The sequence below is a fragment of the Streptomyces sp. CGMCC 4.7035 genome (assembly GCF_031583065.1).
GTDB lineage: Bacteria > Actinomycetota > Actinomycetes > Streptomycetales > Streptomycetaceae > Streptomyces > Streptomyces yaanensis.
The window spans coordinates 2,952,452-2,966,150 of record NZ_CP134053.1; the positions used below are offsets into that span (position 1 = coordinate 2,952,452).

Consider the following 13,699-nt stretch of genomic DNA (forward strand, 5'->3'; position numbering starts at 1 on the left):
GGCCTTTTCGGCTGGTTGGCCTCACTCGGGGTGGGCGGTCCCGTTCCCTTCGGGGCGGGCCGTCTCGCCCCCCTGCACCGCGGGGGGCGCGGCATCCCCGCCCGGCCGAGTGGGGCCGGCGACGTCATCGGCTGCCGCCTTGTGGGCGGGCGGCTCCGGTCGGAGGGCGAGCTGCCCGTCCTCGACGTTCACCACGACCCGGCCGCCCCGCTCGATCCGGCCGTCCAGGACCAGCCGGGACAGCCGGTTGTCGACCTCCCGCTGGATGGTGCGGCGCAGCGGCCGGGCGCCGTACTCCGGCTGGTAGCCGCGCTGCGCCAGCCAGTCGACGGCGCCCTCGGTGAAGGTGACGTCGATCTCCTGGGCGTGCATCCGGCGGCGTGTCTTGTCGAGCAACAGATCGGTGATGCGCCGCAGTTGGTCGGCCGTCAGCTGGTGGAAGACGACGATCTCGTCGATGCGGTTGAGGAACTCGGGCCGGAAGTGCTCGCGCAGCGGACGCAGGATCCGCTCGCGGCGCGCCTCCTCGTCCGCCTCGGCGCCACCGGACCCGAACCCGATGCCGGCGCCGCGCCGGGTGATCGCCTCGGAGCCGAGGTTGCTCGTCATCACCACGACCGTGTTGGTGAAGTCCACGGTCCTGCCCTGGGCGTCGGTGAGCCGGCCGTCGTCGAGGACCTGCAGCAGGATGTTGAAGACGTCCGGGTGTGCCTTCTCGACCTCGTCGAGCAGCAGCAGCGAGTACGGGTGGCGCCGTACGACCTCGGTGAGCTGGCCGGCCTCCTCGTGGCCGACGTACCCGGGCGGGGCGCCCACGAGCCGGCTCACGGTGTGCCGCTCCTGGTACTCGCTCATGTCGAGGCGGACCATGCGCTCCTCGCTGCCGAACAGCACCTCCGCGAGCGCGCGCGCCAGTTCCGTCTTGCCGACGCCGGTCGGGCCGAGGAAGAGGAAGCTGCCGATCGGCCGGTCGGCACTGGACAGCCCGGCGCGCGAGCGCAGCACCGCGTCGGCGACCACGCTGACCGCCTCGTCCTGTCCGATGACTCGCTGGTGCAGATGCTCCTCCAGGCCCAGCAGCCGTTCCTTCTCCTCCTCGGTGAGCCGGCTGACCGGGACGCCGGTGAGCCGGGACACCACTTCGGCGACGGCTTCGGCGGTGACCTCCAGATGCTGCCCCTCGTCGGCCTCGATGTCACCGCTGGCCTGCCCGATCCGCTCCTTCAGCTCGGTGATGCGGTCACGCAGCTGCGTGGCGTGCTCGTACTGCTCGTCGGCCACCGCCTGGTCCTTGTCCCGGGTCAGCCGCTCGACCTCGCGCTCCATGGTCCGTACGTCCGTACCCTTCGTCCGGGCGCGCAGCCGCACCCGGGCGCCGGCCTGGTCGATCAGGTCGATCGCCTTGTCCGGCAGATGGCGGTCGGTGAGATAGCGGTCGGACAGCTCCACGGCGGCCACCAGCGCCTCGTCGGTGTAGCGGACCTGGTGGTGGGCCTCGTAGCGGTCGCGCAGCCCGCGCAGGATCTCGACCGCGTCCGCGACCGTCGGCTCGGGCACGAGGATCGGCTGGAAGCGGCGGGCCAGCGCCGCGTCCTTCTCGATCCGGCGGTACTCCTCCAGCGTGGTGGCGCCGACGACGTGCAGTTCGCCGCGGGCCAGGGCGGGCTTGAGGATGTTGCCCGCGTCCATGGACCCGCCCTCCGCGCCGCCGCCACCGGCGCCGACGACGGTGTGCATCTCGTCGATGAAGACGATCAGCTCGTCCGAGTTGGCGCGGATCTCGCCGACGATGTTGGTGAGCCGCTCCTCGAAGTCGCCGCGGTAGCGGGTGCCGGCGACCACACCGGTCAGGTCCAGGGAGACGACCCGGCGGCCGAGGAGGACGTCGGGCACGTCGCCGTCGGCGATGCGCTGTGCGAGCCCCTCGACGATGGCGGTCTTGCCGACGCCCGCGTCGCCGATGAGGACCGGGTTGTTCTTGCCCCGGCGGGAGAGCACCTCGATGGTCTGCTCGATCTCCTCGTCCCGCCCGATCACCGGGTCGATACGGCCCTCACGTGCGAGGTCGGTGAGGTCGCGGCCGTACTTGTCCAGGGTCGGGGTCGCGGTGGGGCGCGGCCGTTCCGGGCGCGCCTGCGCCATGTCCCCCGCCTCCGGGGGCAGGGACGGTGGCGCGAAGTGGGCCGAGTGGAGGATGTGTCCGGCGGCCGAGTCGGGGTTCGCGGCCAGCGCGGTAAGCACATGCTCGGGGCCGATGTAACCGGCGCCGCTCGCCCGGGCGAGTTCGTGCGCGTCCAGCAGGGCACGCTTGACGGCGGGCGTCAGGGAGAGCGAGGTGGGCGGCGGTGTTTCGGTCGAGATGTGCTGGGCCGGTCCGGCGCGTTGGTCGATCTCCGTCGCCAGCGAGTCGGGGTCCGCGCCGGCGCGGCTCAGCAGGCTCCGGGTCGGCTCGGTGGCGAGCGCGGCGCGCAGCAGGTGCTGGGTGTCCAGGTCGCGGGAGCCGTGCTCGGCGGCGTATCGCGCGGCCCCGGCGACCAGCTGCCGGGCCGGCTCGCTCAGCAGCCGTCCGAGGTCGATCTGCCGGGGACCGGGACGCGGTCCGCCGCCAAAGATCCGTCGGAAGAATTCTTCGAAGGGGTCCGAGCCGTAGCCCTGCGGACCGTTGAACCCGCTGGTCATGGCCATCCGTTCCGGCGTCCCGGCGGGGCCCGGGACACGCTCGCTGATCGACGTGCCGGTGCCGGGTGCCCGGACGGAGCCCGGTTACACCTGTCGGGGCGCGCGCCCGGCGCTCGTACCACGATGGCACGAACCCCTGCGGGGGGCACCTTCAGAGAATGTCTCCGGGCCCGGGCCCGGACGCCGTCGGGCTGCGGGGGGGGCGTGGCCGTCGGGACCGTGCGGCGGTGCCGCACGGTTCACAGGCTCGCGCCCTCCCGGCGCGCTGTCAGGATCCGAGGCCCCGCCTCCGTGATCGCCACCGTGTGTTCGACGTGGGCCGCGCGGGAGCCGTCGTTCGTGCGGAGGGTCCAGCCGTCGGGGGCCGCGTGATAGCCGTCGGTGCCGCCGCCGACGAGCATGGGCTCGATGGCCAGGGCCATGCCGTGGCGCAGTCGGAGGCCGCGACCCGGGCGGCCCTCGTTCGGGACGCCCGGGTCCTCGTGCATACGGCGGCCCACGCCGTGCCCGCCGAAGCCGTCCGGGATGCCGTATCCGGCGGTCCGGCACACCGTGCCGATCGCGTGGGCGATGTCCCCGATGCGGTTGCCGACGACTGCCGCCTCGATGCCCGCGGCGAGCGCCCGCTCCGCGGTCTCGACCAGCCGCAGGTCCGCGGTCCGCGCCCGGCCCACGACGAAGCTGATCGCCGAGTCGCCCACCCAGCCGTCCAGCTCGGCGCCGCAGTCGATGGAGACCAGGTCGCCGTCGCGCAGCCGGTAGCCGTTCGGGATGCCGTGCACGATCGCGTCGTTGACGGAGGCGCAGATGACCGCCGGGAAGGGGGTCGGCGCGAAGGAGGGGCGGTAGCCGAGGAAGGGCGAGCGGGCGCCCGCCTCGCGCAGTACTTGGTGCGCCGCCTCGTCCAGTTCGAGCAGGGAAACGCCTACGTCCGCGGTGTCCCGCACCGCCGTGAGGGCCCGGCCGACGACCTGGCCGGCCGCGTGCATGGCGTCGATCGATGTATCCGTCTTGAGTTCCACCATACCAATTACTATACCGGTGATGTCCCAATTACTATACCGGCGCGGGTGCGGGGGTCCGGTATTAGAATGGGTTCATGGTGCGCAACCCACTGACCCCCGAAGAGCGCGAACGCGGCGAGCGGCTCGGGCAGTTGCTGCGCGAGGCGCGCGGTGACCGCAGCATGGCGGAGGTGGCCGCGGCCGCCGGGATCTCCGCCGAGACCCTCCGCAAGATCGAGACCGGGCGGGCGCCGACCCCGGCGTTCTTCACGGTGGCGGCGCTGGCGCGGGTGCTCGGGCTGTCCATGGACGAACTCGTCGGGCGGTGCGCGCCGGTCGCGGTGTGAGCCGCGGACGGCCTTGCGGGCGGGGCTCGTTCACCACCTGCGCGGAGCGGTCCGGTGAAAGGGCGCGCACGGTCCGGTGACGCTCCCGTTGAGCGCTCTGCGTTCGGTCTGAAAACTCGCTGTAGCCCTTTCGTAACACGACTGGTGTTTTCTACCGGACCGGAGTACTCCACTCGGGCGGGAGCTGGCTATGGCTGTGGATCAACTCCCGGGTCGGATGCGGGAGTTCGCGAGCTACCTGAACGGGCTGCTGACGCGGCTCGACCAGGGCGACGGCTGGTGCGGAGTGTTCTGGCAGCGCGATCCCGACGGGATGCGGGCCTGCCTCGACGGCCGGGAAGTGCCGCCCTGGGACGTCGTGGAGGCGCTTTTGCACGACCTCGCCGCGGCATACGGGCCGGCGGCGGCCACCGGGGAGACCGAGCGGGCGCGGGCGCTGCACGGAGCCGCGCTCGGCGCGTACGACGCCCGGCCCGGCGGGCGGGAGGCCCTCGGCGACCGGCTCGACGGGATGCTCCGCGAGCTGCGCCACGCGGCCGAGCGCCAGACCGACCTCGGCCGCCGGCTCGAATCGGCCGCCACCCAGGAGGAGGCCGAGTCGCTCCGCCTGGACCTGGCCTGGGCCCACGACGACCACGAACGCGCCACGGCCCGCTGCGCGGAACTCCGCCGCCGGATGGAAGCCCTCGACCGCCGCGCCCTGCGCACTCACGCGCAGGGCGCTTCGAATTTCCCGCCGGGCCGCGCCGGGGACGTCTTCCGGGTGGCGGAAGAAGCGGCCACGCACGGCCACCGGGCCGACGAACCGCCCACTCGGGGCGGGGAGGAGCCGTCGGGCGGCGGCGCGGGGCGGCCGGGCGCGGCCGGGGTGTCCGGTGGTGGTCCGGAGTGGCCGGCCGGTGGCCCGGCTGAGGGTGGTGCGGAGGGGCCGGAGGGCCGTCGTGCGGACGCGGCTCGGGCGCGGCGGGCGGAGTGGTCGGACGGTTCGGACGCGGCGGCGGTGTCGGGCGCCGGTGCGGATTGGCCGGAGGGGTGGGCGGCCGGGAGCCCGGCTGATGGTGGCGCGGAGTGGGCCGAGGACCGCCCCGGCGGGGGTGCGCAGCTCCTTGGCGGGTTCGCCGGCGGGGGTGCGCAGCTCCCTGCTGGCCGCCCCGGCGTTGATGCGCAGCTTCCCGGTGGCCGCCCCGGCGGCGGTGCGCAGCACCCCGGTGGCTTCACCGACGCCAACGCGCAGCGGTCCGGCGGGCGGCCGGAAGCCCTGGACCCCGGCCCTCAGCCCCCGGCCGGCCGGGCCGCGCCGCACGACCCCGGCGCCGCAGAGCCGGTCCAGGAGCCCGAGCCCCCTGCCAAGCAGCGCTCCAAGCGCCGTCCCCGAGGCAGTGCCCGGTTCGCCGGGGTGATGGACGTGCAGGAGGCGCCCGCGGGTGCCGTGCCCGCCGTCGCGCCCGCGCCCGCCCCGAGCGGTCGCAAGCCCCGTGGCGCCCGGTTCGCCGGGGCCGCGGGTGCCGAGGCGGAGGCGGCGCTCCAGCCGCGTCGGGAGCCCCTGGACGATGAGGACCGGCGCATCACCGCCGAGACCGTCGCGGCGCTCATCCGGCTGCGCGCCGAGGGCCGCAGCGGCGAGGCGCACGCCCTGCTCGTCGAGGCCGCCCACTCGCCCGCCGCCCGCTACCCGCTCCTCGCCGCCGAACTGCACCGCGCCGGCCTGGACGCCGACTGGGCCACCCTCCTGTGGGAGGCCGCCTCACTGCCCGCCGACCTCCTGGTCGCCGCCTCGGACGCGCTGACCGCCGCGGGCCGCACCGCGGACGGCGAGCAGATGCTGCGCCAGGGCGTCGTACGGCCCGCGAACCAGATCGGCGAGGCCGTGCTGACGCTCGGCGCCGACGGCCGCCGCCGCGAGGTTCGCGCCCTCCTCGACGCGTACGTACGCATGCGTACGCCGGAGGAGGCGGCCCGCAGTGTCGCGGCCGACCCGCAACGGCTCGTACCGCTGCTCCTGGAGGCGGCCCGGCGCGTCTCCGACCAGCGGCACTGGGATCTCGTGCACGCCCTCCGGGTCGCCGGATTCACCACCTGAGCGGCCCGGCGACAATCCGACCACTCACCCACAGGGGTGCGAAACGTGATCGACTTCGCGGGTTCACGACGATGGTCTTGGCAAGGCCGTCCGCGAGGCTTACTTTCGACCCTCTACCACCTGTGTCTACGGGCGTAGAGGCTCTCTGACGTCCCCACCAGGACAACAGGCAAAGGAGCGGCACCATGGCCCACGTCGTACGCGCCGCACTGGTCCAGGCGACCTGGACCGGTGACACCGAATCCATGATCGCCAAACACGTGGAGCACGCCCGCGCGGCGGCCCGACAGGGCGCCCGGGTCATCGGCTTCCAGGAAGTCTTCAACGCCCCCTACTTCTGTCAGGTCCAGGAACCCGAGCACTACCGCTGGGCCGAGCCTGTGCCCGACGGCCCCACCGTCACGCGCATGCGGGAACTGGCGCGCGAGACCGGCATGGTGATCGTCGTCCCCGTCTTCGAGATCGAGCAGACGGGCTTCTACTACAACACCGCGGCCGTGATCGACTCCGACGGCACCTACCTCGGCAAGTACCGCAAGCACCACATCCCCCAGGTCAAGGGCTTCTGGGAGAAGTACTACTTCAAGCCGGGGAACCTGGGATGGCCCGTGTTCGACACCGCCGTCGGGAAGGTCGGCGTGTATATCTGCTACGACCGCCACTTCCCGGAGGGCTGGCGGCAACTCGGCCTCAACGGAGCCCAGTTGGTCTACAACCCGTCCGCCACCTCGCGGGGCCTGTCCGCCTACCTCTGGCAGCTCGAACAGCCCGCGGCCGCCGTCGCCAACGAGTACTTCGTCGCCGCGATCAACCGCGTGGGCCGGGAGGAGTACGGCGACAACGACTTCTACGGCACGAGCTACTTCGTCGATCCGCGTGGGCAGTTCGTGGGGGAGGTCGCGAGCGACAAGAAGGAGGAACTCGTCGTGAGAGACCTCGACTTCGACCTCATCGAAGAAGTGCGGCAGCAGTGGGCGTTCTACCGCGACCGCCGCCCCGACGCGTACGAAGGACTGGTGAAGCCGTGAGTGACCTGCACGCCCGCCACAAGGCCGTCCTGCCCGACTGGCTGGCCGTCTACTACAAGGACCCCCTGGAGATCACCCACGGCGAGGGCCGTCACGTCTGGGACGCGGACGGGAGGAAGTACCTGGACTTCTTCGGCGGGATCCTGACCACGATGACCGCGCACGCCCTGCCCGAGGTCACCAAGGCGGTGACCGAGCAGGCCGGCCGGATCCTGCACTCCTCGACCCTGTACCTCAACCGGCCGATGGTCGAACTCGCCGAGCGCATCTCCCAGTTGAGCGGCATCCCGGACGCCCGCGTCTTCTTCACCACCTCCGGCACCGAGGCCAACGACACCGCGCTGCTGCTGGCGACGACGTACCGGCGCAGCAATCAGATCCTGGCGATGCGCAACAGCTACCACGGCCGCTCCTTCAGCGCGGTCGGCATCACGGGCAACCGTGGCTGGTCCCCGACCTCGCTGTCACCACTGCAGACACTGTACGTCCACGGCGGCGTCCGCACCCGCGGCCCCTTCGCCGGCCTGAGTGACGCCGACTTCATCGCAGCCTGTGTGGAGGACCTCAGGGACCTGCTCGGCCACATCCGCCCGCCCGCGGCACTGATCGCCGAACCCATCCAGGGCGTCGGCGGCTTCACCTCGCCGCCCGACGGGCTCTACGCGGCCTTCCGGGACGTCCTGAAGGAGCACGGCATCCTGTGGATCGCCGACGAGGTGCAGACCGGCTGGGGCCGCACCGGCGAGCACTTCTGGGGCTGGCAGGCCCACGGCCAGAGCGGCCCGCCCGACATCCTCACCTTCGCCAAGGGCATCGGCAACGGCGCCTCCATCGGCGGGGTCGTCGCCCGCGCCGAGATCATGAACTGCCTGGACGCCAATTCGATCTCGACGTTCGGCGGCACCCAGATCACCATGGCCGCGGGCCTCGCCAACCTCTCCTACCTGCTGGAGCACGACCTCCAGGGCAACGCCCGGCGGGTGGGCGGACTGCTGATCGAGAGGCTGCGGGCCGTCGCGGCCCAGCTCCCGGTGGTACGGGAGGTGCGCGGGCGCGGCCTGATGATCGGCGTCGAACTGGTGCGCCCCGGCACGGACGAGGCCGACCCGGACGCGGCGGCCGCCGTGCTGGAGGCCGCACGTGAGGGAGGACTGCTGATCGGCAAGGGCGGCGGGCACAACACCAGCGTGCTGCGCATCGCCCCGCCGCTCTCGCTGACCGTCGCCGAGGCCGAGGAGGGCGCCGCGATCCTGGAGCGCGCCCTGAGGAGCGTGTACTGATGATCCGCCTTCTCGACAGCGCCGTCACGAGGTGTCTTCGGTAGGACCGGAGCGAGGTGTCTTCAGTAAGGCCGAGCAAGGGAAGACAGCCATGACCACCGCCTTGGAACCCGCCCTGTCGGTACGCCAGGTCCTCACGCTGGACCGGGTGCTCGCCGGAGAGCCCGAGGTGGTGGCCGGCGCGGGGCACCTCGACCGGCCGGTGCGGTGGGTGCACGTCGCCGAGGCCCCCGACGTCGGGGTGATGCTCACCGGTGGCGAGATGGTCCTCACCACCGGGGTGCTCCTCGCCGGTGACGAGGAGAAACAGGCCGAGTACATCCGGTCCCTGCACCGCGCGGAGGCCGCGGCCGTCGTCCTCGGACTCGGCCGCGCCTTCCCGGCGCCCCCGGACGTGATGCGCCGGGCCGCCGAGCGCTGCGGGCTGCCCATGGTGGTCCTGCACCGGCCGTTCCCGTTCGCCGAGCTGACCGAGGAGGTCCAGTCCCGGCTCGTCAGGCGCAAGTTCGCCGCGGTGAGCCTGTCGGAGTCCGTACGCACGGCCCTGACCGGGCTCATCACCGCCGCCGCCCCGCTCCAGCGGCTGCTCGACGAGATCGCCGTGCACGCCGGCTGCCCCGTGATCCTGACCAACCTCGCCCACCGCGTGCTCGCCACGGCGGGGGAGCGGTCCGCCGTCGACGACGTGCTGCGCGACTGGGAGCGCATCGCCCGGCAGGCGGGCGGCAGCGAGGGCGACGGCTGGGTCCGGGCCGAGCTGGGCGGACGCGGCGAGCGCTGGGGCCGGATCGTGCTGTGCGGATACCGAGGCGACAGCCCCATCGGGCGCCTCCTGGCCGAGCGCGCGGCAGAGGCCCTCGTTCTGCACCGTATGCTCCACGCCTCCGTGCACTCCTGGGAGGAGCAGTCCGCGCAGAGTCTGCTGACGGACCTCGTCTCCGGGGTCGTACCGGCCCGCCAGCTCCTTCCCCGCGCGCGGGCGGCCGGGCTGCCCGTCAACCGCCGTGCCTTCGTCCCCCTCGTCGTACGCGACGGCGACCCGGCCCATCTCGACCGGGTGCTACGGATGCTCGGACTCCCCGGCCTCGTGGCGGAGCTGGCCGACGGGGCCACCGCCGTGCTGCTCAGCCTCGCCCGCGACCAGGACGCCGAGGCGCTGGCCGCGCACTTCGCGGCCCGGCTGCGCACGGAGTCCGGGGCGTGCGGGACGGTCGTCGCGGCGGCCGACGCGCGCAGCGCGTGGGAGGACGTGCCGGGCGGGCTGCGCGAGGCCCAGCACGTGGCCGACGCCGTTGCCGACCACTCGGCCGCCCTCGACCTCCCGGCCGTCGTACGTCTCAGGGACGTCCATCTGCGCGGGCTGATCCGGCTGCTGCGCGACGACCCGCACGTGCAGGCCTTCGCCGAGCGGGAGCTGGACGGGCTGCTGTGCGGGCGCGACGCCGAGCAGGAGCTGCTGCCCGTGCTGCGGACGTATCTCGCCACCGGCCGCAACAAGTCCCGCACCGCCCAGCTCCACCATGTCAGCCGCCCGGCGCTCTACCGCCGTCTGGAGGCCATTCAGGCCCGCCTCGGAGTCGATCTCGACGACTTCGAACAGGCCGCCTCCGTGCACATCGCACTGCTCGCGCACGACGCCCAACGAGGCTGAAACGCCATGGAAAACAGTGGGAAACAGGTGCGTACCGGCCGGGGTGACACCGTGGAACGCCAGGCGCCCGCAGACGTGACACCGTGCAACTCAAAGCGTCCCGCCGGACTTCCTAGGCTCGCCGCACACCGAGCGACCGGAGGTCCCGATGAGCAGAGTGATCCGCGCCGCCGTCTTCCAGACCGCCTGGACGGGCGACAAGGAATCGATGATCCAGGTCCACGAGCAGGCGGCCCGCGACGCGGCCGCGCAGGGCGCTCAGGTTCTGTGCTTCCAGGAGCTGTTCTACGGGCCGTACTTCTGCCAGGTCCAGGACCCGGCGTTCTACGAGTACGCCGAGCAGATCCCGGACGGCCCGATCGTCAAGCGCTTCCAGGCGCTCGCCAAGGAGCTGGGCATCGTCCTGGTCCTGCCCATGTACGAGGAGGAGCAGCCCGGCGTCCTGTACAACACCGCCGCGGTGATCGACGCCGACGGCTCGTACCTCGGCAAGTACCGCAAGCACCACATCCCGCAGGTGAAGGGTTTCTGGGAGAAGTTCTACTTCCGCCCCGGGAACGTCGGCTGGCCGGTCTTCGACACCGCCGTCGGCAGGATCGGCGTCTACATCTGCTACGACCGCCACTTCCCGGAGGGCTGGCGCGCGCTGGGTCTGGAGGGTGCCGAGATCGTCTTCAACCCGTCGGCCACCTCGCGCGGTCTGTCCGCCTACCTCTGGCAGCTCGAGCAGCCGGCGGCGGCGGTGGCCAACGAGTACTTTGTGGGCGCGATCAACCGGGTGGGTGTCGAGGAGATGGGCGACAACGACTTCTACGGGACCTCGTACTTCGTGGACCCGGAGGCCCAGTTCGTCGGCGAGGTGGCGAGCGACAAGGAGACCGAGCTGGTCGTGCGCGACCTGGACATGGCCAAGCTGCGCGAGGTCCGCGACCGCTGGCAGTTCTACCGGGACCGCCGCCCGGAGGCGTACGGGCCGCTCACCGCGCCGTAGAGGGCAGAGGCACCCGCGCCCCTGAGAGGGGCGCGGGGCTGTCGTCGAACATGCGGCTCCGCCGCGTGGGCGCGACCAGCCACAAACGACCCGCACTGTCCGACCGCACCGCAGCGAGCGTCCACGCTGGAGAGGGAGTAGAGAGCGCATGAGCAGCCGTACCGTCATCCGCGGTGGCCTCGTCATCACCGCGTCCGACGAGATCCACGCCGACGTCCTGATCGAGGACGGCCGCGTCGCCGCCCTCGCCGCGTCCGGCACCCCGGCCGCCGAGGCCTTCACGGCCGAGCGGGCCATGGACGCCACTGGCAAGTACGTGATCCCGGGCGGTGTCGACGCCCACACCCACATGGAGCTGCCGTTCGGCGGCACCTTCGCCTCCGACACTTTCGAGACCGGTACCCGGGCCGCCGCCTGGGGCGGGACGACGACCATCATCGACTTCGCCGTGCAGAGCGTCGGCCACACCCTGCGCGAGGGCCTCGACACCTGGCACGCCAAGGCCGAGGGCAACTGCGCGATCGACTACGGCTTCCACATGATCGTCTCCGATGTGAACCAGGAGACCCTCAAGGAGATGGATCTGCTGGTCGAGGAGGGGGTCACCTCCTTCAAGCAGTTCATGGCCTACCCCGGCGTCTTCTACAGCGACGACGGCCAGATCCTGCGCGCCATGCAGCGCTCCGCCGAGAACGGCGGCCTGATCATGATGCACGCGGAGAACGGCATCGCGATCGACGTGCTGGTCGAGCAGGCGCTGGCCCGCGGCGAGACCGACCCGCGCTACCACGGGGAGGTCCGCAAGGCCCTCCTGGAGGCCGAGGCGACCCACCGCGCCATCAAGCTCGCCCAGGTGGCCGGGGCCCCGCTGTACGTCGTGCACGTCTCGGCGATGGAGGCGGTCGCCGAACTGGCCAGGGCGCGCGACGAGGGGCTGAACGTCTTCGGCGAGACCTGCCCGCAGTACCTGTTCCTGTCCACCGACAACCTGGCCGAGCCGGACTTCGAGGGCTCGAAGTACGTCTGCTCGACGCCGCTGCGGCCCAAGGAGCACCAGGCCCAGCTGTGGAAGGGCCTGCGGACCAACGACCTCCAGGTGGTCTCCACCGACCACTGCCCCTTCTGCTTCGTGGGCCAGAAGGAACTGGGCCGGGGCGACTTCTCGAAGATCCCCAACGGTCTGCCGGGCGTCGAGAACCGCATGGACCTGCTCCACCAGGCCGTCGTCGACGGACACATCTCCCGCCGCCGCTGGATCGAGATCGCCTGCGCCACCCCGGCGCGGATGTTCGGCCTCTACCCGCAGAAGGGCACCATCACCCCGGGCGCCGACGCCGACATCGTCATCTACGACCCGCACGCCGAGCAGGTCATGTCCGCTTCAGAGCACCACATGAATGTCGACTACTCGGCGTACGAGGGCAAGCGCACCACCGGCCGGGTCGAGACCGTTCTCTCGCGCGGCGAGCCCGTCATCACCGAGCGGGAGTACACGGGACGCGCGGGACACGGCGTCTACACCCCCCGCTCCACCTGTCAGTACCTCAACTAGGAGCGGAGCACATGGACTTCGGACTCGTCCTGCAGACGGACCCGCCTGCCTCGCGGGTGATCAGCCTGATGAAGCGGGCCGAGCGCAACGGCTTCCGCTACGGCTGGACCTTCGACTCGGCGGTGCTGTGGCAGGAACCGTTCGTCATCTACAGCCAGATCCTGGCCAACACCCAGAAGCTGACGGTCGGCCCCATGGTCACGAACCCGGGCACCCGTACCTGGGAGGTCACGGCCTCCACGTTCGCCACGCTCAACGACATGTTCGGCAACCGCACGATCTGCGGCATCGGGCGGGGCGACTCGGCGATGCGCGTCGCGGGCCGCAAGCCCAACACGCTGGCCCGCATCAGCGAGGCCATGAAGGTCATCCGGGCACTGGGCCGCGGCGAGGAGGCCGACCTCGGCGGCACGGTCGTCAGGTTCCCCTGGATCAAGCCCGGCGCGGAACTCCCGGTCTGGATGGCCGCGTACGGCCCCAAGGCCCTGAAGATGACCGGAGAGGAGGCCGACGGCTTCATCCTCCAGCTCGCCGACCTGTATCTGGCCGAGTACATGGTCAAGGCGGTGAAGGACGCGGCGGTGGCGGCCGGTCGTGACCCGTCCGACGTCAAGATCTGCGTCGCCGCGCCGGCGTACGTCACCGAGGACGACTCGCCCGAGGCGCTCGCCCATGCCCGTGAGCAGTGCCGCTGGTTCGGCGGCATGGTCGGCAACCACGTCGCCGACCTCGTCGCCAAGTACGGCGAGCACTCCGCCGCCGTCCCCGACGAACTCACCGACTACATCAAGGCCCGCGAGGGCTACGACTACTCCCACCACGGGCGCAGCGGCAACCCCGACACCCAGTTCGTGCCCGACGACATCGTCGACCGGTTCTGCATCATCGGTCCGGTCGACAAGCAGATCGAGAAACTGACCGCACTGCGCGAGCTGGGCGTCGACCAGTTCGCCGTCTACGACATGCACGACGCACAGGAAGCCGTCATCGACGCGTACGGGGCACAGGTCATCCCGGCCGTCAACGGCTGATCGCGGGGTTCTTCGACCCTCCTCCCCGTTCGTCCCCTTCCCGCTCCCCCGGGAAG

General features: G+C 71.9%; 10 protein-coding genes. 8 read left to right on the forward strand and 2 right to left on the reverse strand.

The window, feature by feature from the left end; all coding sequences use genetic code 11:
• Positions 1-21: 21 nt before the first annotated feature.
• Together Q2K21_RS12465 and map are read right to left on the reverse strand one after the other, a co-directional pair.
• Positions 22-2,679 carry an ATP-dependent Clp protease ATP-binding subunit gene (locus Q2K21_RS12465; RefSeq protein WP_310769960.1) on the reverse strand — a complete coding sequence of 886 codons (2,658 nt, stop codon included), beginning with the start codon at positions 2,677-2,679 and terminating at the stop codon, positions 22-24.
• A gap of 239 nt (positions 2,680-2,918) precedes the next feature.
• Positions 2,919-3,704: a type I methionyl aminopeptidase gene (gene map / locus Q2K21_RS12470; RefSeq protein ID WP_310769962.1), complete on the reverse strand. Its 786-nt coding sequence runs from the start codon at positions 3,702-3,704 to the stop codon at positions 2,919-2,921.
• A 74-nt stretch (positions 3,705-3,778) separates the two neighbouring features.
• Between map and Q2K21_RS12475 the strand changes: the two genes are divergently transcribed.
• The 8 genes from Q2K21_RS12475 (at position 3,779) to Q2K21_RS12510 (ending at position 13,643) form a co-directional block, all read left to right on the forward strand.
• Complete coding sequence (locus tag Q2K21_RS12475) at positions 3,779-4,030, forward strand: helix-turn-helix domain-containing protein (protein WP_310769964.1); 252 nt, start codon at positions 3,779-3,781, stop codon at positions 4,028-4,030.
• 190 nt (positions 4,031-4,220) lie between these two features.
• The gene (locus tag Q2K21_RS12480; protein WP_310769966.1) at positions 4,221-6,110 is read left to right on the forward strand and encodes a hypothetical protein; all 1,890 of its coding nucleotides are present in this window, start codon (positions 4,221-4,223) and stop codon (positions 6,108-6,110) included.
• Positions 6,111-6,295: 185 nt separating this feature from the next.
• Positions 6,296-7,138 (forward strand): nitrilase-related carbon-nitrogen hydrolase, encoded by an 843-nt coding sequence (locus tag Q2K21_RS12485; protein WP_310769967.1) that lies wholly within the window; start codon positions 6,296-6,298, stop codon positions 7,136-7,138.
• On the forward strand, positions 7,135-8,418 hold the full coding sequence (locus Q2K21_RS12490; RefSeq protein ID WP_310769969.1) for an aspartate aminotransferase family protein: 1,284 nt from the start codon (positions 7,135-7,137) through the stop codon (positions 8,416-8,418). Before Q2K21_RS12485 ends, Q2K21_RS12490 begins: the two co-directional genes overlap by 4 nt.
• Positions 8,419-8,509: 91 nt before the next feature.
• Positions 8,510-10,069, forward strand: coding sequence for a PucR family transcriptional regulator (locus Q2K21_RS12495; RefSeq protein WP_310769970.1), 1,560 nt, complete (start codon positions 8,510-8,512; stop codon positions 10,067-10,069).
• A gap of 148 nt (positions 10,070-10,217) precedes the next feature.
• Positions 10,218-11,060 (forward strand): nitrilase-related carbon-nitrogen hydrolase, encoded by an 843-nt coding sequence (locus tag Q2K21_RS12500; RefSeq protein WP_310769972.1) that lies wholly within the window; start codon positions 10,218-10,220, stop codon positions 11,058-11,060.
• Between the two features lie 148 nt (positions 11,061-11,208).
• Positions 11,209-12,612 (forward strand): dihydropyrimidinase, encoded by a 1,404-nt coding sequence (gene hydA / locus Q2K21_RS12505; protein WP_310769974.1) that lies wholly within the window; start codon positions 11,209-11,211, stop codon positions 12,610-12,612.
• An 11-nt stretch (positions 12,613-12,623) separates the two neighbouring features.
• On the forward strand, positions 12,624-13,643 hold the full coding sequence (locus tag Q2K21_RS12510) for a TIGR03842 family LLM class F420-dependent oxidoreductase (RefSeq protein WP_310769976.1): 1,020 nt from the start codon (positions 12,624-12,626) through the stop codon (positions 13,641-13,643).
• Positions 13,644-13,699 lie beyond the last annotated feature (56 nt).

Coding starts and splice junctions, on each gene's coding strand:
- Q2K21_RS12465 (WP_310769960.1), bottom strand. CDS start 2,679: ATGACCAGCGGGTTCAACGGTCCGCAGGGCTACGGCTCGGACCCCTTC.
- map (WP_310769962.1), bottom strand. CDS start 3,704: ATGGTGGAACTCAAGACGGATACATCGATCGACGCCATGCACGCGGCC.
- Q2K21_RS12475 (WP_310769964.1), top strand. CDS start 3,779: ATGGTGCGCAACCCACTGACCCCCGAAGAGCGCGAACGCGGCGAGCGG.
- Q2K21_RS12480 (WP_310769966.1), top strand. CDS start 4,221: ATGGCTGTGGATCAACTCCCGGGTCGGATGCGGGAGTTCGCGAGCTAC.
- Q2K21_RS12485 (WP_310769967.1), top strand. CDS start 6,296: ATGGCCCACGTCGTACGCGCCGCACTGGTCCAGGCGACCTGGACCGGT.
- Q2K21_RS12495 (WP_310769970.1), top strand. CDS start 8,510: ATGACCACCGCCTTGGAACCCGCCCTGTCGGTACGCCAGGTCCTCACG.
- Q2K21_RS12500 (WP_310769972.1), top strand. CDS start 10,218: ATGAGCAGAGTGATCCGCGCCGCCGTCTTCCAGACCGCCTGGACGGGC.
- hydA (WP_310769974.1), top strand. CDS start 11,209: ATGAGCAGCCGTACCGTCATCCGCGGTGGCCTCGTCATCACCGCGTCC.
- Q2K21_RS12510 (WP_310769976.1), top strand. CDS start 12,624: ATGGACTTCGGACTCGTCCTGCAGACGGACCCGCCTGCCTCGCGGGTG.